The organism is Cryobacterium aureum, from assembly GCF_002954245.1.
GTDB classification, from domain to species: Bacteria; Actinomycetota; Actinomycetes; order Actinomycetales; family Microbacteriaceae; genus Cryobacterium; species Cryobacterium aureum.
The window spans coordinates 77388-98550 of record NZ_PPTG01000046.1; the positions used below are offsets into that span (position 1 = coordinate 77388).

19 protein-coding genes are annotated in these 21163 nt (G+C 64.7%); 7 read left to right on the plus strand and 12 right to left on the minus strand.

The genetic code is table 11. The features are described from left to right. Window position 1: 1 nt before the first annotated feature. Genes CJ028_RS16295 through CJ028_RS16305 form a run of 3 tightly spaced genes read right to left on the minus strand, consistent with a single transcriptional unit; the run spans window position 2 to window position 3588 of the window. Window positions 2–2050 carry a TRAP transporter permease gene (locus CJ028_RS16295; protein WP_105036274.1) on the minus strand — a complete coding sequence of 683 codons (2049 nt, stop codon included), beginning with the start codon at window positions 2048–2050 and terminating at the stop codon, window positions 2–4. Further along, window positions 2047–2589: a hypothetical protein gene (locus tag CJ028_RS16300; protein WP_105036275.1), complete on the minus strand. Its 543-nt coding sequence runs from the start codon at window positions 2587–2589 to the stop codon at window positions 2047–2049. The genes CJ028_RS16295 and CJ028_RS16300 overlap by 4 nt, the downstream gene beginning before the upstream one ends. A gap of 6 nt (window positions 2590–2595) precedes the next feature. Then, window positions 2596–3588, minus strand: a complete 993-nt coding sequence (locus CJ028_RS16305) for a TAXI family TRAP transporter solute-binding subunit (protein WP_105036276.1) — start codon at window positions 3586–3588, stop codon at window positions 2596–2598. Window positions 3589–3808: 220 nt separating this feature from the next. Between CJ028_RS16305 and CJ028_RS16310 the strand changes: the two genes are divergently transcribed. Genes CJ028_RS16310 through CJ028_RS16325 form a run of 4 tightly spaced genes read left to right on the plus strand, consistent with a single transcriptional unit; the run spans window position 3809 to window position 7188 of the window. Further along, window positions 3809–4684 carry an NAD(P)-dependent oxidoreductase gene (locus tag CJ028_RS16310; RefSeq protein WP_105036277.1) on the plus strand — a complete coding sequence of 292 codons (876 nt, stop codon included), beginning with the start codon at window positions 3809–3811 and terminating at the stop codon, window positions 4682–4684. 28 nt (window positions 4685–4712) lie between these two features. After that, window positions 4713–5498, plus strand: a complete 786-nt coding sequence (locus tag CJ028_RS16315) for an SDR family oxidoreductase (protein ID WP_105036278.1) — start codon at window positions 4713–4715, stop codon at window positions 5496–5498. Window positions 5499–5502: 4 nt separating this feature from the next. Next, window positions 5503–6477, plus strand: coding sequence for a dihydrodipicolinate synthase family protein (locus CJ028_RS16320; RefSeq protein ID WP_105036279.1), 975 nt, complete (start codon window positions 5503–5505; stop codon window positions 6475–6477). Window positions 6478–6531: 54 nt separating this feature from the next. Next, window positions 6532–7188, plus strand: a complete 657-nt coding sequence (locus CJ028_RS16325; protein WP_105036280.1) for a GntR family transcriptional regulator — start codon at window positions 6532–6534, stop codon at window positions 7186–7188. A gap of 21 nt (window positions 7189–7209) precedes the next feature. Here CJ028_RS16325 and CJ028_RS16330 read toward each other — a convergent pair whose 3' ends face one another. After that, on the minus strand, window positions 7210–7629 hold the full coding sequence (locus CJ028_RS16330) for a cupin domain-containing protein (RefSeq protein ID WP_105036281.1): 420 nt from the start codon (window positions 7627–7629) through the stop codon (window positions 7210–7212). Further along, on the minus strand, window positions 7626–8813 hold the full coding sequence (gene lhgD, locus CJ028_RS16335; RefSeq protein WP_105036282.1) for an L-2-hydroxyglutarate dehydrogenase: 1188 nt from the start codon (window positions 8811–8813) through the stop codon (window positions 7626–7628). Before lhgD ends, CJ028_RS16330 begins: the two co-directional genes overlap by 4 nt. 52 nt (window positions 8814–8865) lie before the next feature. On the opposite strand from lhgD, the gene CJ028_RS16340 reads away from it, so the two are divergent. Beyond that, a complete protein-coding gene (locus tag CJ028_RS16340) occupies window positions 8866–9600 on the plus strand; it encodes a fumarylacetoacetate hydrolase family protein (RefSeq protein WP_105036283.1) in 735 nt (244 codons plus the stop codon). A gap of 18 nt (window positions 9601–9618) precedes the next feature. On the opposite strand, the gene CJ028_RS16345 is transcribed toward CJ028_RS16340, so the two are convergent. Genes CJ028_RS16345 through CJ028_RS16370 form a run of 6 tightly spaced genes read right to left on the minus strand, consistent with a single transcriptional unit; the run spans window position 9619 to window position 14771 of the window. Beyond that, window positions 9619–10305, minus strand: coding sequence for a GntR family transcriptional regulator (locus tag CJ028_RS16345; RefSeq protein ID WP_105036284.1), 687 nt, complete (start codon window positions 10303–10305; stop codon window positions 9619–9621). A gap of 41 nt (window positions 10306–10346) precedes the next feature. Beyond that, on the minus strand, window positions 10347–11018 hold the full coding sequence (locus CJ028_RS16350; protein ID WP_240607364.1) for a GntR family transcriptional regulator: 672 nt from the start codon (window positions 11016–11018) through the stop codon (window positions 10347–10349). Between the two features lie 35 nt (window positions 11019–11053). Beyond that, complete coding sequence (locus CJ028_RS16355) at window positions 11054–12214, minus strand: acyl-CoA dehydrogenase family protein (protein ID WP_105036286.1); 1161 nt, start codon at window positions 12212–12214, stop codon at window positions 11054–11056. After that, the gene (locus tag CJ028_RS16360) at window positions 12207–13418 is read right to left on the minus strand and encodes a CaiB/BaiF CoA transferase family protein (RefSeq protein ID WP_276309396.1); all 1212 of its coding nucleotides are present in this window, start codon (window positions 13416–13418) and stop codon (window positions 12207–12209) included. The genes CJ028_RS16355 and CJ028_RS16360 overlap by 8 nt, the downstream gene beginning before the upstream one ends. Continuing rightward, window positions 13415–14029: a carboxymuconolactone decarboxylase family protein gene (locus CJ028_RS16365; RefSeq protein ID WP_240607365.1), complete on the minus strand. Its 615-nt coding sequence runs from the start codon at window positions 14027–14029 to the stop codon at window positions 13415–13417. The genes CJ028_RS16360 and CJ028_RS16365 overlap by 4 nt, the downstream gene beginning before the upstream one ends. Next, the gene (locus CJ028_RS16370) at window positions 14022–14771 is read right to left on the minus strand and encodes an SDR family NAD(P)-dependent oxidoreductase (RefSeq protein ID WP_205684075.1); all 750 of its coding nucleotides are present in this window, start codon (window positions 14769–14771) and stop codon (window positions 14022–14024) included. Before CJ028_RS16370 ends, CJ028_RS16365 begins: the two co-directional genes overlap by 8 nt. Window positions 14772–14934: 163 nt before the next feature. Between CJ028_RS16370 and CJ028_RS16375 the strand changes: the two genes are divergently transcribed. Further along, window positions 14935–17751: an FAD-binding and (Fe-S)-binding domain-containing protein gene (locus tag CJ028_RS16375; protein WP_105036288.1), complete on the plus strand. Its 2817-nt coding sequence runs from the start codon at window positions 14935–14937 to the stop codon at window positions 17749–17751. Window positions 17752–17763: 12 nt separating this feature from the next. Here CJ028_RS16375 and CJ028_RS16380 read toward each other — a convergent pair whose 3' ends face one another. Further along, entirely contained in the window at window positions 17764–19458 is a 1695-nt protein-coding gene (locus CJ028_RS16380) for a dihydroxy-acid dehydratase (RefSeq protein WP_105036289.1), read from the minus strand. Window positions 19459–19615: 157 nt separating this feature from the next. On the opposite strand from CJ028_RS16380, the gene putP reads away from it, so the two are divergent. Next, entirely contained in the window at window positions 19616–21118 is a 1503-nt protein-coding gene (putP, locus tag CJ028_RS16385; protein WP_105036290.1) for a sodium/proline symporter PutP, read from the plus strand. The last annotated feature ends 45 nt before the right edge of the window (window positions 21119–21163 follow it).

Below are 21163 nucleotides of genomic sequence, written 5' to 3' on the forward strand. Positions count from 1 at the left end.
GTCAAGCCTTTCCGGAAGCGCGAAGAGTGGATTTACGACCGATGAAGTGCACGATGATTCCCAGCGCAATGGCGGTCAGGCCGCAGACCATGGGAACGAGCGAGAGCGTGACCAGGGGAATCGCACCGGCACCGATGAGTACCCGCGCCGGCCACCGGGCCGGACCCCACAGCCAGCCACCGGTTCCCACCGAGAACGCGGCAACGGCAATGATCGAAGTTACAGAGGCGAGCAGAATAGACCCGATCCCGCCCTGCAGGAGCAGACCAACACCCTGCTCTGACAACACGAAGATGAACGGCACCAGGAAGGCGGTGAGCGTGTAACGCCAGGTAAGCCACATCGTCGTGATGGGTTTTCCCCCGGTAATAGCGGATGCCGCGAACGGCGACAGCGCCGTCGGCGGGGACACCTCGCTGAGCACGGAGTAGTAGAAGATGAACATCGCCGCGGCGAAAGCCGGCACACCGACGTCCTGCAGGGCCGGCCCGATGATCACCCAGGAGATGATGAAGCTGGCCGTGACCGGAACCGCGAGCCCGAGCAGGGTAACGGCGATGGCCGAGAGGATAGCCGTCAGCAGCAGGTTGCCCCCGGCGGCGGAGACGATGATGCCGGCTAGCTTCAGCCCGAGACCGGTGAGGGTCAGCACACCGACGATGAGTCCGGCGGCGGCCATCACGGGAATGATCGACATGGCTCCGGCAGCGCCCGTAGCGAGGGCATCCCACACGCGACGCGGCGTCATCCAGGAGTTGCGGTCGAAGAAGCTCAGCACGAAGGCGAGCACGGTGGCGTAGACGACCGCACGGAACGGTGTCATGCCCAGCGACATGAACACCACGATCGCGGCCAGGGAACTGAAGTGGTAGCCGAAGCGCAGCAGCAACTTGCCGGCCGGCTTGACCTCCATTGTGACGTCTGTGGTCTTGAACTTTCGAGCATCCATTTCAATCGAAAGGATGAGCCCCAGATAATACAGAATGGTCGGAATGATCGCCCACAGCAGCACTTGCAGGTAGGAGACACCGAGTAGCGCGGCGATGATGAAGGCTGCCGCACCCATCATCGGCGGTGCCATGATGGCCCCGATACCGGCAGCCGCGAGCAGGGCGCCGCCGTGTTCGCGCGGGTAACCGGCCCGGCGCAACAGCGGCCAGGACATGCCACCGAGCGTCACCGTCGTCGCCACACCGGAACCGGACACCGTGCCGAGCAGAAAACCGGCCAGAGTCACCGTACGGCCGGGGCCGGAGGCGGACTTACCGAACGCGGCAAAGGACAGGTCGATGAAGAACCGACTGGCACCCGACGCGGTCAGTACGGCGCCATACACGGTGAACAGAATGACGAAGGTGGCCGCCACATTGGTCGGAACGCCGAACAATCCCTGTGTGCCCATGATGTTGTGACCGACCAGGCGGGACCAGTCGAACGATGAGGTGCCGAATACGCCCGGAATATAGGAACCCCAGTGGGCGTAGGCGAAGAAGACAATGACGGCAATGGGGATCATCAGACCCACGGTGCGCCGGGCGGCTTCGAGAGTCACCAGAATGGCGAGCGTGCCCATGATGACGTCGAGGTCGGTGGGAATGATCGCCCGACGAAAGAACGCGTCCCAGTCGGAAATGATGTACGCGAAAGGTACCACGGCGACCACGGCGAGCAACCAGTCCGCGATGCGGGGGTTGTCTTTAGCGCCGGGGACCTTGGTCTTGTTCTTGCTGCCCCAACCCCGGTAGGCGAGAAAGGTGGCCGACAGGGCGAGCATCAGAAAAGCCGGGAGGTAGAACTGCGACGCCATCGGGTTGAAGACCCAGTACAGACCGAACAGGGAGAGAGCGACGCCCATGATCTTGACCACGAGCTGGGGAATGCCGCTGAGCTTGCGGGCGGGAATTTCAGCATCGAACTCCGCGAGGAGCGCTTCCTCATCGATCGCGGGTTCGGCGTCGTCGAGCAGGTCGGATGCGGTGCCGGTCGGTGTTGACGTGCTCGGCAACGATTTGGTGTTGACGGCTGCGCTGCCGCCCGTTTCCTGGGTCATGGTGTCTCCTCGATCTCAAGTACTAGGTAGGGGGCGGCATCGTCGACAAGCTGCCAGAGTGCGTACGGGGACGACCCGGGAATGTGAATGGTTCGTTCGCCGAGGTCGGTTGCCGCGATCGAGAGCGCCTCGAACACGGCCGGATGCAACGGGTTCGGCTCTACGACATAGGCGCGTCGGTCGCCGGCCGGCGCTCGGCGGGGAGCGTCCGGCACGGCGTAATACTCTTCGATCACGGCCAGTTGGTCGGCCGCTATCTCGACCAATTCGTAGGTTCCGTCGGCGGCCACGACATAGCGTTCCTCAGCCATGGTCTGGTAGATCGAATTGCGATAACTCACGGAGAACGAGTCTCCGTTCAGCGGGAGGCTGGCCAGCACATCGCCGCCCTGGTCGGTGACCACGATCATCCGTTCTGCGCCATCCCCGCCACCACCGCCGGCATCGGCGCCGACCGGCCCGAAGGCGGTGACGAGGCCGAGAGCTCCGACGGTGAGCGTGACGAGCGCCGCCGCGATGGCAACGGCTGGCTTGTGCATGGCGGTCTAGCTGGCCTGGTCGAAGTACGTCTGGGCGCCCGCACAGGTGGTGATGTAGGGAACGTCACCGGCCGTAGCGGCATCCAGTTCCTCGGCTGCCGGGTGCACCTGAATCAGGGCTTCCTTGTTGTCGAAGATGGCTGCCGTGATTTGCTCTTGCAGGGTCTCGTCCATGTCATTGCTGGCGACCAGCAGGTTCGGCGAGACGATCACGGAGACGGCTTCGGTCTGGCCCTCGTAGGTGTTGGCCGGGATGTCCTGTTCGACGTAGTAAGCACCGAATTCGGTGGCGAGAGCATCGGCGTACTCGCCGAAGTTCACCAGCACCATGTCGCCGGTGCTGGCATAGTCGACCAGCGCACCGGTGGGGATGCCGCCCGACCAGAAGCCGGCGTCAATCGTGCCGTCACGCAGGGCGTCGGCGGTTTCGGCGGCACCGAGCTGGCGTCGGTCGATGTCGGTCTCAACGTTGATGCCGGCGGCTTCGAGAATGCGAACTGCTCCGACTTCGGTCGCCGACGACGGGGAGCCGACGGAAACTCGCATTCCCTTCATGTCTTCGACACTCTCAATGCCCGTGCCGGTCGAGGTGACCAGCTGCATGTAGTTGTTGTAGAGGTTACCGAGCGAGCAAATGTCGGCAGGATTGTCGGCGAAGGAACCGACACCGTCCACGGCATCGGACACGACGTCGCCCACCACGAGGGCGAGGTCGGCTGCGCCCGTCTGAATCAGAAGCAGATTGTCGACGGATGCGTTCGTTTCCTGAACCGTGGCGCTGTACCCCTCGATGTCGTTACCGATCATGGTGGCGATACCGCCACCGAGCGGGTAGTAAACACCACCAGTGCCGCCGGCAGCAATGGACAGGGCGCTGGAGCCACCAGTTTCACCGCCGCCCTCACTGCAGGCGGTGAGAAAGAGGGCCGGTACCGCGAGAGCGGCAATGGCAATGCGCACTGTGCGTCGTTGGGGGATTGAACGAGAGCGGATGGTCATGAGCTGAGTGCTCCAAACTTCATTGGTTCGAGCGTCGCAAGCCGGGTCTCTCGAAAGAGCCGATGGCTTGGGGAAGGTAATTGTCCCTCTCTACATTTATACATTCCTCGTACTATCCACGTCAACAAACCCGAATTATCGGCAAGTTTTCCTCGACATTGACAGGATTGTCTGAATTTCGTACAGTCGGGTTAGGAATCAATCGATTGATAGGAACCCAATGAAGCTGGCCATCATCGGTTGCGGTGAGGTTGGACGGCTCTACGCGGCCGCCGCGGCAGAGGCATTCGACGTGGTGCTGTGCGATTCGTTCCCCTCACCGCAGGCCCTGGACTGCGCCCGGTACCTCGACGTCGAGTTGAAGGAAAACATCGGCGAGTGGCTCGGTGAGATGGATCGGGTCTGGGCCTGCGTGCCCGGCGATGTCGCGCACAGCGCGGCCGAAGCGGCCCTGCCCTTTCTTCGCGCCGACGCGGTCTACGTGGACCTGAGTACCGCCACCGCCGCGGGCAAGAAAGAAATGAGCGAGCGGATGAGCGCCAGGGACGTCGCGTATGTCGACGCCGCGATCATGGGCGCCGTGGCGCTCACCGGGTTGCAGACCCCGATCCTTCTCGCCGGGGCTCGAGCGGAAACCGCACTGGCCGATTTCGCAAAGATTCTGGCCCCGGCCCGCGCCCTCACGGACGGCGAACCTGGCGATGCCATGACGTTGAAGCTTTTGCGCACGGTGCTTACCAAGGGGCTGGAAGCCCTCGGAGTGGAATGCCTGATCGCGGCCGAGAGTCAGGGCGTTCGGGACGAGTTGTACCTGGTCCTCGACGACATCAACCAGGCCGGATTCACGCAATTTCTCAACGCCATCGTGCGCACGCACGTGGTGCACGCCGAGCGGCGATCCCACGAGGTGCATCGTGCCATCGCCCAGCTGAATGAAATCGGCCTGCCGGGAACGGTGCTGGCCGGCACCTCGGGGCGCTATCAGCAGACGATTCGTTCCCTGCGACAGACCCCGCCAGCTCCGGGCACGGCAGATCACATTGATTCTGCGGTCGGCTGGTTGCTCGAAACAACGCTCGCACGCGACCAGAACTGACAGCCGGCACTTCAACGAAAGGATCACCATGGACTTGGGAATCGCAACGAAAACGGCACTCGTGCTGGGTGCGGGCGGTGGCCTGGGAGGAGCCATCGCCCGCGCCCTGGCCGCCGAGGGCGCCTCTGTCGCTGTCGCCAGCAGAACCCTGGCCGGTGCCGTTGCTACCGTCACCGCCATCACCGACGCCGGCGGCCGAGCCGAAGCCTTCGCCTGGGACCTCGCCGATCTGGTCGAGATGGACCGACAGGTCAGCCTGGTGGAACAGCGCCTCGGCGGAATCGACATCCTCATCAATATGACCGGCGGACCCAAACCCACGCCGGTGAGCGGCGTGCCCGCCGTGGAGTGGACCAGCTACTTCCAGTCCATAGTCCTTCCGGTGATCGCACTGACCGATCGGGTGCTTCCCGGAATGCGCCAGCGACAGTGGGGCCGCATCATCACGAGCACGAGTTCGGGAGTGATCGCCCCCATCCCCAACCTGGGATTGTCGAATGCACTGCGATCAACCCTGGTCGGGTGGTCCAAGACCCTCGCCCGCGAAGTCGGCGGCGATGGCATCACCGCGAACATCGTCTTGCCCGGCCGCATCATGACTGGGCGCATCGCCTTTCTCGACGAAGCGAAGGCCACACGCGACGGTCGTGCGGTGGCCGACGTGACCGCCGAAAGCGAAGCCGCTATTCCGCTCGGCCGCTACGGGACACCCGATGAGTACGGAAAAACCGTCGCGTTCCTGGCCAGCGAGGCGGCTTCCTACATCACCGGATCGACCATCCGCATCGATGGAGGACTGATCGCTAGTGTCTGAGCGGATGACTGCACACGCGGGCAGCACGGCGGTGAAGACGGGATCATTTTCGCGAACTACCGCCGGGGTCTACGCCATCGCCCCCACCCCGTTCCTCGAGGACGGGGCCGTGGACTACGTCTCGCTCGACCGCCTCATCGAGTTCTACAACGAGTCCGGGGTCGATGGGCTGACCGTTCTGGGACAGCTCGGCGAAGCACCGAAGCTCTCGGCCGAGGAAGCGGTACGGATCGCCACGCGGTTCGTGGAACGCACCACCTTCCCCATCATCGTCGGGGCTTCCGCACCGGGCTTTGCGGCGATGCAGGCCCTGACTGCGGCCGTGATGGATGCCGGAGCGGCGGGCGTCATGATTGCCCCACCCGTTTCGCTGCGCACCGACGATCAAATCGTGGGCTACTACGCGGGAGCCAGTGCCGCCATCGGCACCGAAACGCCCTTTGTCATCCAGGATTATCCGCTGACCTTCTCCGTGGTGATGACACCCCAGGTGATCCGACGGATTGCCCTCGAGAACGACAACGCCCTCATGCTCAAGCACGAGGACTGGCCCGGACTCGACAAGATCACCACCCTGCGCGGCTATGAGGCTACCGACACCATGCCGCGGCTGTCGATCCTCTGCGGCAACGGCGGCCTCTTTCTGGACTTCGAAACGGAACGTGGTGCCGACGGCGCCATGACCGGCTATTGCTTTCCGGAAATGCTCGTCGACACGGTTGCATTGACCGCTGCGGGCAAGCGCGACGCGGCGCACGACCTGTTCGATGCCCACCTTCCGCTGATTCGCTACGAGCAGCAGCCGGGCATCGGTTTGGCGGTACGCAAGTACGTCTTCCAGCAACGTGGTGTTCTTGCTTCTGCCGCCCAGCGGTCGCCGGCGGGGAGAATGACAGACGCGACCAGGGCCGAGGTCGATTACCTGCTGGAGCGTTTGTCGCACCACGACTCTCGGGCGAGAATGCCGCGCGAACACTGACGCTAAGCTTCAGCTGCTGTACAGCAGCTGAGTCGATTGAGAACGGGAAGAACAATGGCAGGTGCAGACGACAGCGTCTACGCGTTGGTGCGTGGCCGCATCGTTTCGGGTGCCTACCGACCGGGCCAGCACCTGCTCGAGTCCGTTCTCACCGACGAGCTCGGCGTCAGCCGTTCTCCCGTGCGGGCGGCCCTGCGCCGACTGACCGAGGAAAGTCTCGTCATCACGGAGCCCCATCGGGGTGCTTTCGTGGCACAGCTGACCCGCTCTGACATTGACGAAGTCTTTGACCTGCGACAAATTCTGGAGTCCAAAGCGGCGGGGCTGGCCGCGATCATCCGGTCGGACGACGAAGCCGATGCGCTGTTTGAATCGGTGCGGGCGATGGAGGCGATCAATGAAACGCGGTCACCGACCTATCGCGCGGAGCTGTTGACGAACAACCAGGAGTTCCACGATCTCATTCTGGCGGCGGCCAGAGCCCCCCGACTGGTTCAGATCGTGCGAACACTCACGGCATCGTCACTGTCGCTGGGTACCTTCTATTACTACTCCGACGAGGACATCGCCCGCAGCGTGGCGTTTCACCGCGATCTCGCCGTCGCCATCCTGAAACGGCACCCCGAGGTGGCGGCCGCGCTCATGGCCGCCCACCTCGGCATCGCCCATCACGCTTTCGTCGACCGCAGGTTCGGTGACGCGCGCGCCTAGCGCCATTCAACTGGCAGCGGTCTAGCCGTGGTCTTCGCCGTCGATTCGGCCCGTTACACCGGTGTCCACCATCGTGCGGGTGGCATCGGCTGACCCGTAGGTCCAGAGGATGCGCATGGGGTTGACCATCGACGCGTTGCGAAAGTGATGCGGGATATCGGCGGGAACAAACGTGGTGTCAAAGGTCGACAACGGTGTTTCCACGCCGTCGATGTTCACGATTGCTTCGCCCTGAACGACAACCACGCTCTCGATGCAGTTGTGGCTGTGGTGACCGATAGCGGCTCCCGGTTCGAAGGTGGTCAGGCCGTTGAGAAAGGTCTGGGCGCCAATCGCCTTGGTGACGAGAGCAACAGTGGATGCGCCGTTGCCGCGATCCCGCGCGGGCAGCGCGCCCGGGACCAGAATGCGCGGCAGCACCACCCGCGTCGGCTCAGTCATCGTATGGCCGCCAATTCATCGGCAACAGCACGGCCGATTTCCAACCCGGCCGTCGCGGCCGGGGACGGCGCATTCAGCACGTGAATTTGCCGGGGGGCGCGTTCGAAGTAGAAATCGTCGACCAAGCTGCCGTCTCGCCGCATGGCCTGAGCGCGCACCCCGGCGTGGGTGGGCACCAGACTGTCGTCGGCCAGGGCGGGAACGAGCTCGCGCAGGCTCGCCAGAAAGCGCTTCTGCGACAGGGAACGGGCGACCTCATCGAGGCCGTTTCGCCAGAACTTCTTGCCCAACTTCCACAGACCCGGCCACCTGGCGCTCTCCCAGGTATCCCGGGGGTTGATCTGAAGCCAGGTATAGCCTTCGCGGGCGAGAGCGAAGACCGCATTGGGGCCGGCGTGAACGCCACCCTTGACCATCTTGGTCAGGTGCACTCCGAGGAACGGAAACGCCGGGTCCGGCACCGGATAGATGAGACCGTTTACCAGGTGCGTGGACTCGGGCGTGAGCTCAAAGTATTCGCCCCGAAACGGAATGATCCGAACGTCCGGTTTCAGGCCGGCCAGACTGGCGACCCGATCGCTGTGCAGCCCGGCGCAGTTCACGAACTCGTCGGCACGAAATTCCGCCACCTTCGTGCTGACCGTCACCGCGTCCGGATGGGTCGTGACGGCCACGATCTTCTGGTCGAAGAGCACCTCGCCGCCGCCCTGCTCGATCAGCCGACGCAGTGCGGTACAAACGCCGCGGTAGTCCACGATTCCGGTCGACGGCACCTTCAACGCTGCCACGGCGTTGACGTGAGGCTCAACTTCGCGCGCTTCTGACGTACTGACAACGCTGCAGCCCACCCCGTTGGCCTGACCGCGCTTGTACAGCCGTTCCAGCGCGGGTACCTGAGACGCATTCGTGGCCACAACGAGCTTTCCGCAGATATCGATGGCCACCCCGTTGTCTTTCGCAAAGCGTTCCATCGAAATCGCCCCGGCCTGGCCCAGCGTCGCCTTGAGACTTCCAGGGGTGTAGTACAGGCCGGAGTGGATGACGCCGGAATTGTTGCCGGTCTGGTGCGCCGCAACGCCAGGTTCCTTCTCCAGCACGGTCACGCGGTGGCCTCGGCGCGTGAGCTCGTAGGCAGTGGACAGCCCGACGATGCCCGCTCCGGCGACGATGACGTGAGTCTTCATTGATTCGATCCCGCCTATAGTTTGCTTACTAAGAGCATACTATAGTGAAATAATGAACCCGATCAATCCGCTCCCTGCCGTCTCCTCGCCGCCGACCGCGCCGAGCCTTCCGATCACTGAGTCGGAGGATCGCTACTACCTGCGCCGGGTGTATTGCGTTGGGCGCAACTATGCCGATCACGCGCGCGAACTGGGTAACGACCCCGATCGGGAGCCGCCCTTCTTCTTCGCCAAGCCGGCCGATGCCGTGTTCGCCGTCGACGAGGGCGTTCCGGAGTTGGGGATCGCCCCGCACGAGGTGCCCTATCCGCCGGAGACCGCCAATCTGCACTATGAGATGGAACTCGTCGTGGCGATCGGCACCGGCGGCAGCAATATCACGGCAGCGGATGCCCTCAGCCACGTCTGGGGCTACGGCGCCGGGATAGACCTGACGCGGCGCGACCTCCAGGACGAGGCCAAGTCGCTTCGGCGCCCGTGGGAGCTGTCCAAGGGGTTCGACTTTTCCGGACCCTGCACCCCGCTCGTGGCGGCCTCCCGGATCGGCCATCCGGCTGCCGGAACCGTGTGGTTGAGCGTGGGTGGCCACAGCCGTCAGCGCGGCGATCTCGACGACCAGATCTGGTCGGTTCCGGAGGTGGTCGCATCGCTGTCGCGCTTCGTCACACTCCGGCCGGGCGATCTGATCTTCACCGGCACGCCGGCCGGGGTCGGCGCCATCGTGACCGGCAATGAGGTTCGTGGTGGTGTCGACGGAGTCGGCGAGCTGAGCTTTCGCGTCGTCTAGCCGGCTGCCGGAACGCGGCTATTCGTTCGCGAGGATGGTTTTGCGGTCGCTGAGAGCACGCAGCCGGGCGCTTTCAATGTGGTGGCGCATCAGATCCGCAGCGGCTTCTGGCGCACGCGCCACGAATGCATCGTAGATCTTCCGGTGTTCCGCGGCGGCGAATCGGGCATCCGCTGAACCGAGTTTCACGAACAGACGAAAGCGCTGTACCTGCCCGCCGAGCGACCGGTAGGCCCCCTCGAGAAAGGGGTTCGCCGACTGCTTGGCGATGAGAGTGTGAAACTCTTCGTCGGCGGACCAGTACTCCCGAAATGAACGCACCACCTGGGACTCCGACAGACGCAGCAGGTCATCGATGGGCACCAGAAGCTTCGCGAGAAACTCGGGCGTCACCCGTCGGCCGGCCTCCAGCGCCAGTGCCGGTTCGAGCACGAGTCGGGCTTCCATGAGCTTGTCCAGCTCGACCTCGCTGAACAGCGGCGCCACGAAATAGCCGCGGAGGGCTTCGCGATGCACGAGCCCGGTGTGTTCGAGACGAGCGAGCGCCTCGCGGATGGGAGTTTGGCTCACCTCGAACTCCCGCGACAGCGTCGGAATGTTCAGCGCAGCACCCGGATCGAACGTGCCGTTCATTAATTGACCAAACAACAGGGTGTAAACCTTGTCAGCGTGCGTTGTGCGTTCCGGTGCGTCGTCTCGTGCCATAGTAAAATCCTACCGGCTATAGTTTGCGCGAGTCTGGTGCTCTATGTCAGCAGGGTCTGGAGGGCATTCGTAGCGTGTCGCCGATGGTCGTCCAGAAGCTGGACCAGCCGATCGGTGTCGCCGGCGGCGAAGGCCTCCACCATCTGGGAGTGTTCACTCTCCACGCGCTCCCGGTTGCTGGGGGTTTCGTAGTAGAGCAGCCGGTAGGCCTCGGTCGAGTCCCACAGGGCCCCGACAATACGTTCCAGCCGCGGCAGACCGGCTGCCGCTACCAGCACGAAGTGAAACCGTCGATTGGCTTCGGTCATCGCCAGCAGGTCGCCGCCGTCACTGGCGAGTTCGACTGCCCGAGCAGCGGCGCGAAAATCGCTGAGCACGCCGGTCGGCGGATTGGCCATGGTCGTTCGTACGGCTTCGGTCTCGAGTAGTTGCCGAAGTCGGTAGACCTCCAGTAGGTCGTCCAATGACAATCGCGCAACCCGGTAGCCACGGTGCGGCTCGTGCACCACCCGGCCCTCGGCTGCCAGCGTGTTCAGGGCTTCGCGAACCGGTACCCGGCTCACCCCGAGGCGTTCGGCCAGGGTGTCCTGCCGAAGCGGCTGGTCGGGAACCAGCTCGCCGACGACGATCAGCCGTCGCAGCTCCTTGAGTACGAATTCCGGAGCCGTCGATGGCCGTGGGCCGGTCACCGAGGGGAGAGTTAGTCGCGTCACGGTCATGACTCTAACCCACCCGTCACGCTCGCTTATTAGCGGAAGGCCGCGATGCCGGTGATGTGCTGGCCGAGAACGAGGGTGTGCACCTCATCGGTACCTTCATAAGTGCGCACGCTTTCGAGGTTGTTCGCGTGGCGCATCGGGGAGTAGTCCAGGGTGATGCCGTTCCCGCCGAGCATGGCGCGCGCCTCCCGGCAGACTTCGATGGCCTCCCGGCAGTTGTTCAACTTGCCCACCGAAATTTGGTGCGGTGACAGCGTGCCCAGGTCCTTGAGCCGACCGATCTGCAGGGCCAGCAGGGTCCCCTTGTTGATTTCGAGTGCCATGTTGACGAGCTTCTGCTGGGTCAGCTGGTAGCCGGCGAGCGGCTTGCCGAACTGCATCCGCTCGCGAGAGTAGTCGAGAACGGTGAGGTAGCTGTCTCGGGCAGCGCCCATCGCGCCCCAGATGATGCCGTAGCGAGCCTCGTTGAGGCACTCGAAGGGTCCGCGCAGACCGCGAGCCTTGGGCAGCATCGCCGAGTCCGGCAGTCGCAGGTCGGTGAGCTGGATTTCGCATTGGATGGAGGCACGCATCGACAGTTTTTGCTCGATCGGGGTCGCGACGAAGCCGGGAGTGTCGGTGGGCACGATGAAGCCGCGGATACCGTCTCCGGTCATGGCCCAGATGATGGCTACCTGCGCTACGGAGGCGAGTCCGATCCACCGTTTCGTGCCGTTCAGTACCCAGTCGGAGCCATCACGATGAGCGAAGGTGGTCATGCTTCCCGGGTCAGACCCGGCCGTCGGCTCGGTCAGGCCGAAGCAGCCGATGATCTCGCCGGCGGCCATGCGGGGCAGCCACTCGTTCTTCTGCTCCTCGGAGCCGTGCTTGTGAATCGCGCTCATGGCGAGGGAGCCCTGCACGCTCACGAAGGTGCGCAGGCCAGAATCGCCCGCCTCCAGTTCCATTGCCGCGAGGCCGTATTCCACCGACGTGCGGCCCGGGCAGCCGTAGCCGGACAGGTGCATGCCGAGAAGCCCAAGCCTGGCCATTTCCGGCACGATCTCAAGCGGAAAAATCGCTTTCTCGTACCAGAGCGCGATATTAGGTTTGATCGACGAGTCGACGAAGGAACGAACCTCTCCGCGCAGGGCGATCTCGGTGTCGGTGAGCAGGGATTCAATGCCGATGAGATCTGAGGTGTCAAGCATGGGCTGTCCTTCTGGTCGTGGTGGGTGCTGTGGTATTTAGTGCGGTGGTATTTAGTTCTGCGGTGCTGAACCTGGCTCCGGCGTGTTCGCCGAGCAACGGTGGCGGTCGCAGATAGCGTGCGGGGGTGCGCGAGAGCCGAATGGGATTAGCGATCTGCCGACTGCTACGGGAGCCGTCTGTCACCTCCACGACGGGAGCCAGGCCGAGCGTCGTGGCGAGTTCGAGCGCTTCGAGAATCGAGTTCACCTTGCCGGCCGGCACTCCGGCCGGGAGCAGAGCGGCCGACCACTCTGCGGCAGGCCGTTGCTGCAATCGCTCCTCGAGCAGTTCCTTGAGCTGCACCCGATGCGCCAGACGCTCAGTATTGCTGCCGAAGCGGTCGTCGTCGGCCAGCTCGGGCAGACCGAGCACGCGAACCAGATTGGCGAACTGTTTGTCGGTGCCGACCGCCACGGCAATGGGGCCGTCCTGGGTGCTGAAGGTTTCGTAGGGCGCAATGCTCGGGTGTGCGTTTCCCATTCGGTGCGGTGCCGTTCCGGTGGCAAGCGTGCTCGACGACTGGTTGACCATGCCGGCGAGCAGCGAGGAGAGCAGGTTCACCTCAACGCGTTGCCCCTGACCGGTGCGATCTCGCACCCGCAGGGAGGCGAGGATTCCCACCACGGCGTTTTGGCCGGTGATCACGTCGACGAGCGCGACGCCCACCTTGCTGGGCTCGGAATCGGGGGATCCGGTGACGCTCATGAGGCCACCGACGGCCTGCACCAGCAGGTCGTACCCGGGAAGGTGAGCGCCGGCATCCGTTCCAAAACCGGTGATCGAACAGTAGACCACGTCTGGTCGCTCCAGTCGCAATGAAGTATCGTCGAGCCCATATCTTTGCATCACGCCCGGACGAAAATTCTCGATCACCACATCGGCGGCGAGGGCAATGCTGCGGGCTTCGGCCAACCCCGCTTCGGTGCGCAGGTCGCAGACGACGGACCTTTTATTGCGGTTGACGCTGGCAAAGTAGGAGCCCATGCCGTTCGCATCGACCGGTGGAACCCAGGCCCGGGTGTCGTCCCCGGCCGGGTGCTCGATCTTGATGACGTCGGCTCCAAAGTCGGCGAGCATCATGGAGGCAAACGGACCGGCCAGAACGCGGGAGAAATCGGCTACCTTGATGCCGTCCAGCGACGACCTGGTATCGGTGTCGATCACGAGGATACCTCCGTCACTCCAGAGGGAGCGGGAACGTCGAAGGCGATCAACAGACCGGCCAGCAACTGGTAGTACCCCGCCAAGATGGTGATCTCGACCAGGCCGGCGTGGCCGTGGTGCTGCTTCGCTCGTGCGTGGGTGGCCGCATCGACGGCCCGCTTCCGCACGAGTGCCAGCGCGAAGGCGAGAGCGGATGCCTCCAGCTCGGTCACTGTGTCGGGCGCCGCCCCATCGGCGAGCGCCTGCAATTCCAGCGGGGTGATGCCGACGGTGGTCGCCACGCGGCTGTGGGCGTACCACTCGTACTCACAGCCATATTCGGCGGCGATCAGGCACACCACCAGTTCGCGGGTGCGGTTCTCGAGCGTGCCGGCAAAGCGCAGCGACGCGCCGAGGGCCGCAACGGCCTGGCCCAGGGCGGGGGAGTACAGCAGCGCGTTGAACGGACCGGCCAGCAGGCCGTCATCGTCGACCACGAGGAACGGCCCGTCACCGCGAGGGGGAGCGACGATGTCGTCGTAGAGGCGTTGCCCGGCGGGGTCGAGGTCGGCCGGGGACAGCAGCGGAAGGCGCCCGCCCTGAGCATGTTCGAACACGGCCCGATCAGACAAGGGTTCGCCCGCCGTCGATGAAGAGCACCTGACCGGTGACGAAGGCCGCCTGGCGGGAGGCCAGAAAGAGCACGGAGCCGGTGAGGTCATCCACGGTGCCGAGCCGGCCGGCCGGTACGAGCTCGGTGTAGTGGTCCCGCATTCCGGGCCGGTCCAGGTGGGCGCGAGTCAGTTCGGTCTCGGTGTAGCCCGGCGCGATGGCGTTGACCGTGACGCCGGACGCGGCCCACTCGCGCGCCATCACCCGCACGAGCTGGTTGAGGCCGCCCTTGCTCGCCGCGTACGGCGCGTGGTCGGCGTGGGCGAGAGTGCTCGAAACCGAGGAGCAGAACACCTGACGCCCGTAGCCGGCATCGATCATAATTCGGCCGGCAGCCTTGCCGAGACGGAATGCGCTGGAGAGGTTGACGTTGAGGATGCGCTGCCAGTCGTCGTCGTTCAGGTCGAGCACGGGAACCCGATGGTTGATACCCACCGCGTGAACGAGCACATCGAGGCCGCCGAGCCGTTCCACCACACTGCCGACCACGCTCTCGCACCCGGCCGTGGTCGTCAGGTCTGCCTGCACGCCGATGATGCGTGGATCCAGCTCGGCGAGCCGCTCGGCATTGAGGTCGGCAACGATAACCTGGGCGCCAACCTCCAGAAAGGCGAGTGCGCAGGCGGTGCCGATTCCCCCGGCACCGGCAACGAGAACGCGCTGGGCGTCCAGGCCGAGCCAGTCATCGCTGGCGCCGGTCATCGTGTGCCCCGGCCACGGGGCGCCGGAACGGGTGTCGGCTGGATTGCATCATTGCAAAGACTCATTTGGATACTGTATCCAATTTGAGGCGGGAGTCAAAGGCCGGGCGCAAGAATTTTCGGAGCGCATTGTGCACAATACGACGCCGGTAGCATTGCTACCCATGCACACCGTCGTCGCACATCCGCAATCTCTGGCCACCGCTCTGCGCTCTCGGGGGGTGCGGCATGTGCGCGACGACGACACGACGCGGGCGGCGTATTCCTCGGATGCTTCGCTGTACCGGGTCGTTCCGTCGGCCGTCGTGATGCCGCGCGACGTTGATGATGTGGCCACGACGTTGGCATTGTGCCGAGACCGTGGCATTCCCCTCACCTCGCGCGGTGCCGGCACGTCGGTTGCCGGTAACGCCATCGGTTCCGGCGTCATCCTGGATTTCAGTCGGTACCTGAACCGGGTCGTGTCGATCGACGCCGAGGCCCGCACGGCGGTCGTGCAGCCGGGAACGGTGCACGCCACGCTGCAGCAGGCGGCTCTGAAGCTCGGCTTGCGCTTTGGCCCCGACCCGTCGACGCACACCCGCTGCACCATCGGCGGCATGATCGGCAATAATGCCTGCGGTTCGCGCACCCTGGCCTACGGTCGAACCGCCGACAACGTGACCCATCTCGACGTGCTCACCGGAACCGGCGAACGGCTTTTTCTCGGGGGCGAGGGCACCCCGACCGCGCCTCAAACCGACGCCCTGCGCGAGCTCGTGCGCGGTGAGCTCGGCACGATTCGCACGGAACTCGGCCGTTTCGGACGCCAGGTCTCCGGCTATGCCCTCGAACACCTGCTGCCCGAGCGCGATTTCGATCTGCGGCGCGCGTTGGTCGGCAGCGAGGGAAGCCTGGCGATTGTGCTGGAAGCTGGCGTCAGTCTGGTCGCCGATGTGGCCCACAAGCGGATGGTCGTGCTCGGCTTCTCCGATATCGGTTCAGCCGGCGATGCGGTCATGACCGTGCTGCCCTTTCAGCCGACCGCCTGCGAGGGGCTCGACTCGCGCATCGTCGATGTCGTGCGCACCCGAAAAGGCCGAGAGGCCGTTCCCGAGCTTCCGGCCGGCACGGCCTGGTTGTTCATCGAGGTGTCGGGCGAAGACCAGCAGGAGGTGAGCGACCGAGCCCGGCGCGTGAGCCAGATCGGTGCGGCGGTGGACGCGAAGGTGATCACCGACCCACGCCAGGCTGCCCAACTGTGGAAGATTCGGGAGGACGGCGCTGGACTGGCCGGCCGTTCGCCGGTCGGGGCGCCGGCCCACTCCGGCTGGGAAGACGCCGCCGTGCCGCCGGAGCGACTCGGCGCCTACCTGCGCGACTTCGACGAGCTCCTCCGCGGGCATGACCTGGTGGGTTTTCCGTATGGGCACTTTGGTGACGGCTGCGTGCACGTGCGCCTCGATTTTCCGTTCGGGCGTCCCGACGGTTCGTCCCGATTTCGGGCGTTCATGACGGATGCGGCCCGGCTCGTGGCCAGCTATGGCGGGTCGCTCTCCGGTGAGCACGGCGACGGCCGGGCCCGGAGCGAGCTGCTGCCCATCATGTATTCCAGGGCCGCACTCGCCCTGTTCGGCTCGGTGAAGGCCATCATGGACCCGGACAACGTGCTGAACCCCGGGATCGTCGTTGATCCGCGCCCGCTGGATGCGGACATCCGTTCGGCACACGCGCCGTCGGTACGCGCCGGGCTGGCCCTGTCGTATGCCGCTGACGGGGGCGACTTCAGCCAGGCCGTGCACCGGTGCACCGGCGTGGGCCTGTGTCGAGCGGAGAATGCCGGCGACAGCGTAATGTGCCCCTCCTACCTGGCGACCCGGGAGGAGAAGGATTCCACGCGGGGCCGGGCGCGGGTGCTGCAGGAGATGATCAATCAGGGTGGCGCGAACTGGCGCTCGCCCCAGGTGCACGATGCCCTTGATCTGTGTCTGTCCTGCAAGGGCTGCGCCTCGGATTGTCCGACCGGGGTGGACATGGCGGCCTACAAGGCGGAGGTGCTGCACCAGAGTTTTAAGGGGCGCCTGCGCCCGATCACCCACTACTCGCTGGGCTGGCTGCCGCGGTGGGCGCGACTGGCCTCCGTCGCCCCGAAGCTGCTCAACCGGCTCGTGCGGCTGCCCCTGCTGAGCCGACTGGCGCTGCGGCTGGCCGGTATCGACCACCGTCGCTCGATTCCCGCCTTCGCCGAGCAGACCTTCACCGACTGGTTTCAGGCCCGCGAGCCGCGCCGCACCGCCGAGAACACACGCCCGGTGTTGCTCTGGGCGGATTCCTTCACGAACTATTTCACGCCCGAGATTGGCCGTGCGGCCGTGCGGGTGCTCGAAGCCGCTGGGTGCACCGTGCAGATTCCCGAGCAGCCGCTCTGTTGTGGCCTTACCTGGATCTCGACCGGTCAGCTCGATGCGGCGCGCACCATCCTCGGCAGAACGGTCGGCCAGCTGGCCGCGGTCGCGGCCGACGGAATCCCGATCGTGGGGCTCGAGCCCTCCTGCACCGGTGTGCTCCGCTCCGATGCCCTCGAATTACTCGGGCATGAGACGGCACAGCCCGTGGCGGCGGCCACCCACACGCTCGCCGAATTTCTGGCGACGCTGCCCGACTACCTGCCGCCGAGCCTTGCGGGCACGACGGTGGTGGCCCAACCGCACTGCCACCACCACGCCGTGATGGGCTGGAGCCCTGACGCGACACTGTTGCAGAACGCTGGCGCCGAGCTGACCCAGCTGGGCGGATGCTGTGGGCTGGCCGGCAACTTCGGCGTCGAACGCGGCCACTACGACGTGTCGGTCGCCGTGGCCGAGCAGCAACTCCTCCCGGCGGTGCGCGGCGCCGCGGCCGAGACGGTGGTGCTCGCCGACGGCTTCTCCTGCCGCACCCAGCTGCAGGATCTCAGCGACCGACGCGGCATCCACTTGGCGCAGTTGCTCGATCCGTCCTGATCCTAGAAGTACCTATCTCAGAAAGTCCAGATCCGCACCCTCGGGCGCCTGCAGTACCGTTGACGCGTGCAGTCGACTCCAGCCTCGAGGAGGCAGGATCGGCAGCTGCAGGTTGGCACGCCGACGCGTGAGTTCTTCGTCATCGACGAGCAGGTCGACGGTACGTCCGGGCACGTCAAGCCGAATCCGGTCGCCGTCCCGAACCAGGGCGAGCGGCCCGCCGATCGCGGCCTCCGGCGCACAGTGCAGCACGATCGTGCCGTAGGCGGTGCCGCTCATGCGGCCGTCCGAGATGCGCACCATGTCGCGAACGCCCTGCCGGGCCAGATAGCGGGGGATGGGGATCGACCCGGCTTCCGGCATTCCGGCGCCGACCGGCCCGATGTTGCGCATGACCAGCACGTGATCCGGGGTCAGCGCGAGACTCTCATCATTGAGCCGCGCCTCCACGTCGTCGAGGGAGTCGAACACCGCAGCGATCCCCTCGTGCACGAGCAGGTGAGCGGATGCCGCCGCCACCTTGATCACGGCGCCGTCCGGTGCGAGCGACCCGGTCAATGCCACGAGCGAGCCGGTCGGTCCGAGCGGGTCATCGAGCGCGTGCACCGTGTTTTGCCAGGCCTGGGGGGCAATGGCACCGTCGAGGGCCTCGCCCAGGGTCTGGCCGGTGATGGTCAGCACCTCCAGATCGAGCAGCGGAGAGAGGGTTTTAAGCAGGGCCGGAACCCCGCCGTCTCGGTGCATGTCCGGCAGGTAGTTCCGGCCGGCCGGTTTGCAGTCCACCAGCAGCGGCGTGCTCGCCGCGATCTCGTGAAAGTCGTCGAGGTCGAGCTCAATTCCGAGACGCCGGGCAATCGCCGTCAAATGGATGATGGCGTTCGTCGAGCCGGAGATCGCCGCGAGCACGGTCACCGCATTGCGGAATGCTCCCGCGGTCATGATCTGCGACGGCCGGCGGCCGGCGGCGGCGATCTCGACGGCCCGGCGACCGGTCTGCACGCCGAGTCGCAGCCGGTGGGCTGATACGGCCGGGGCGGTGCCGGCGAAGGGAAGCGACATTCCCATCGCTTCAACGACGCAGGCCATGGTCGAGGCCGTCCCCATCACCATGCAGGTGCCCGCGGTCGGCGCGAGCTCCTGGTTGATCTCACCGATGGTGGTCTCGTCGATCGTGCCGGCGCGAAATTCCGACCACAGGCGTCGACAGTCGGTGCAGGCACCGAGCCGTTCGCCCTTGTAGCTGCCGACGGACATGGGGCCGACGACGAGCGAAATCGCCGGAATGTCGGCCGACGCCGCCGCCATGAGTTCGGCCGGAACGGTCTTGTCGCAGCCGCCAAGCAGAACCACCGAATCCATCGGCTGGCTGCCGAGCTGCTCCTCGAGTTCCATGGCCATGAGATTGCGAAAGAGCATGCTCGTGGGGGTGGTCAGAATTTCGCCGATGGACATGACCGGAAAGACGAAGGGCAGGCCGCCGGCTTCGAGCACTCCACGTTTCACGCTCTCGATCAGCTGCGGCATATCCCGGTGGCAGGTCGTGAAATCCGAGGACGTATTGACGATGCCGACGACGGGTCGTTCGAGGTCTTCGGGGTCCAGTCCGGCTGAGGCAAGAAAGGCCCGCCGAATGAACTTGCTGAAATCCCGGTCAGCATAATTGGTCAGTTTGCGGTCAACGCCGACAGCTCTGTCATTTGTGTGCATGACCAATCAGGATCCCACACGATCGCGAGCCAGTTGGGCAAATGGGGGACAGAAAATGGTAAAAAGCCCGTGTTTCTGCGAGACTGGAACTTTGAGCTTGCCCGGCACCTCGGGTAATCACGTCCAGTACGTCGGGCATCCCAACAAAGGAATCCCATTGACGGATCAAACATTTCAGTTAATCGCAATCGTTTTATACCTCGCTGGCATGGTCGCCATCGGGTACTTCGCCTTTCGGCAGACGAAAGATCTTGACGACTACATGCTCGCCGGCCGCGGCCTCAAACCGGGCACAGCAGCCCTGAGCGCCGGAGCTTCCGACATGTCCGGCTGGCTTCTGCTTGGCCTTCCCGGCGCAATCTACGTGTCTGGTCTCGTTGAGGCCTGGATCGCTATCGGCCTCACCATCGGTGCCTGGCTGAACTGGAAATTCATCGCCCCACGGCTGCGCTCCTATACCTTCGTTTCGAAGAACTCCATTACCATTCCGAGCTTCTTCGAGAACCGGCTCAAGGACACGTCGCGCCTGTTGCGGGTGGTCTCCGGCCTGATCATCCTGGTCTTCTTTACGTTCTATGTGTCGTCCGGCATGGTAGCCGGCGGCGTCTTCTTTGAAGAATCCTTTGGCTCCACCTTCCTCACCGGCATGCTCATCGTGGCCGGCGTCACCCTGCTCTACACGCTGTTCGGCGGTTTTCTCGGCGCTACCCTCACCGACGTCGCCCAGGGCATCCTCATGCTCGCTGCGCTAATTGCTGTTCCCCTCGTAGCTCTCAACGCCACCGGCGGAATCACCGCAACCCTCGACTCCATTCGTGAGGTCAATCCTGACCTGCTCTCCCTGACGGCCGGCGGATCTGTGCTGGGCGTCATCTCGGCCGCAGCCTGGGGCCTCGGCTACGTCGGACAGCCGCACATCATCGTGCGCTTCATGGCCATGCGCACCCCGCAGGATGCCAAGGCCGGTCGCCGCATCGGCATCGGCTGGATGATCCTCACCGCTCTTGGTGCTGTCGCGACGGCGCTTATCGGCATCGCGTACTTCCAGCAGAACCCCGACCTGTCGCTCGCGAACCCGGAAACGGTCTTCCTGCTGCTCTCCCAGACGCTGTTCCACCCCTTCATCGCCGGCCTCGTACTGGCCGCGGTGCTGGCAGCCATCATGAGTACGATCTCCTCGCAGCTGATCGTGTCTTCCTCGGCACTGGTCGAGGACCTGTATCGAATCGTCGGCAAGGACGCCTCCCCGAAGCAGTTGGTCACGTTCGGGCGCCTCGGCGTGCTGCTCGTGGCGGTCATTGCGGGCCTCATCGCCCTGCAACAAAATTCGACTATTCTTGACCTGGTCGGCTTTGCCTGGGCCGGTTTTGGAGCTGCCTTCGGCCCGGTGGTTCTCCTCTCCCTGTACTGGAAGAAGCTGTCCACCCCGGGCGCGCTGGCCTCCATGATCACCGGTGCCGTCGTCGTCTTCATCTGGGGCAACTCCGAGCTCGGCGACATTCTGTACGAGATCGTGCCCGGCTTTGCCGCCAGCCTGATCGTAGCCGTCGTCGTTTCCCTTGCGACCTACAAGCCCAACGCCGACATCGACGCTGAATTCGACGCCGCCGCCGAGCAGGCTCACCCGAAGTATCAGGTACCGGAGAAGATCTCCGCGTAACAAGCACCTGGCACCATACGACGGCACCTGCCCTCGGCCTCACGG

What these genes read in the sequence shown, in the direction of transcription:
- CJ028_RS16295 (WP_105036274.1), bottom strand. Translation starts at nt 2,050, where the DNA reads ATGACCCAGGAAACGGGCGGCAGCGCAGCCGTCAACACCAAATCGTTG.
- CJ028_RS16300 (WP_105036275.1), bottom strand. Translation starts at nt 2,589, where the DNA reads ATGCACAAGCCAGCCGTTGCCATCGCGGCGGCGCTCGTCACGCTCACC.
- CJ028_RS16305 (WP_105036276.1), bottom strand. Translation starts at nt 3,588, where the DNA reads ATGACCATCCGCTCTCGTTCAATCCCCCAACGACGCACAGTGCGCATT.
- CJ028_RS16310 (WP_105036277.1), top strand. Translation starts at nt 3,809, where the DNA reads ATGAAGCTGGCCATCATCGGTTGCGGTGAGGTTGGACGGCTCTACGCG.
- CJ028_RS16315 (WP_105036278.1), top strand. Translation starts at nt 4,713, where the DNA reads ATGGACTTGGGAATCGCAACGAAAACGGCACTCGTGCTGGGTGCGGGC.
- CJ028_RS16320 (WP_105036279.1), top strand. Translation starts at nt 5,503, where the DNA reads ATGACTGCACACGCGGGCAGCACGGCGGTGAAGACGGGATCATTTTCG.
- CJ028_RS16325 (WP_105036280.1), top strand. Translation starts at nt 6,532, where the DNA reads ATGGCAGGTGCAGACGACAGCGTCTACGCGTTGGTGCGTGGCCGCATC.
- CJ028_RS16330 (WP_105036281.1), bottom strand. Translation starts at nt 7,629, where the DNA reads ATGACTGAGCCGACGCGGGTGGTGCTGCCGCGCATTCTGGTCCCGGGC.
- lhgD (WP_105036282.1), bottom strand. Translation starts at nt 8,813, where the DNA reads ATGAAGACTCACGTCATCGTCGCCGGAGCGGGCATCGTCGGGCTGTCC.
- CJ028_RS16340 (WP_105036283.1), top strand. Translation starts at nt 8,866, where the DNA reads ATGAACCCGATCAATCCGCTCCCTGCCGTCTCCTCGCCGCCGACCGCG.
- CJ028_RS16345 (WP_105036284.1), bottom strand. Translation starts at nt 10,305, where the DNA reads ATGGCACGAGACGACGCACCGGAACGCACAACGCACGCTGACAAGGTT.
- CJ028_RS16355 (WP_105036286.1), bottom strand. Translation starts at nt 12,214, where the DNA reads ATGCTTGACACCTCAGATCTCATCGGCATTGAATCCCTGCTCACCGAC.
- CJ028_RS16370 (WP_205684075.1), bottom strand. Translation starts at nt 14,771, where the DNA reads ATGACCGGCGCCAGCGATGACTGGCTCGGCCTGGACGCCCAGCGCGTT.
- CJ028_RS16375 (WP_105036288.1), top strand. Translation starts at nt 14,935, where the DNA reads ATGCACACCGTCGTCGCACATCCGCAATCTCTGGCCACCGCTCTGCGC.
- CJ028_RS16380 (WP_105036289.1), bottom strand. Translation starts at nt 19,458, where the DNA reads ATGCACACAAATGACAGAGCTGTCGGCGTTGACCGCAAACTGACCAAT.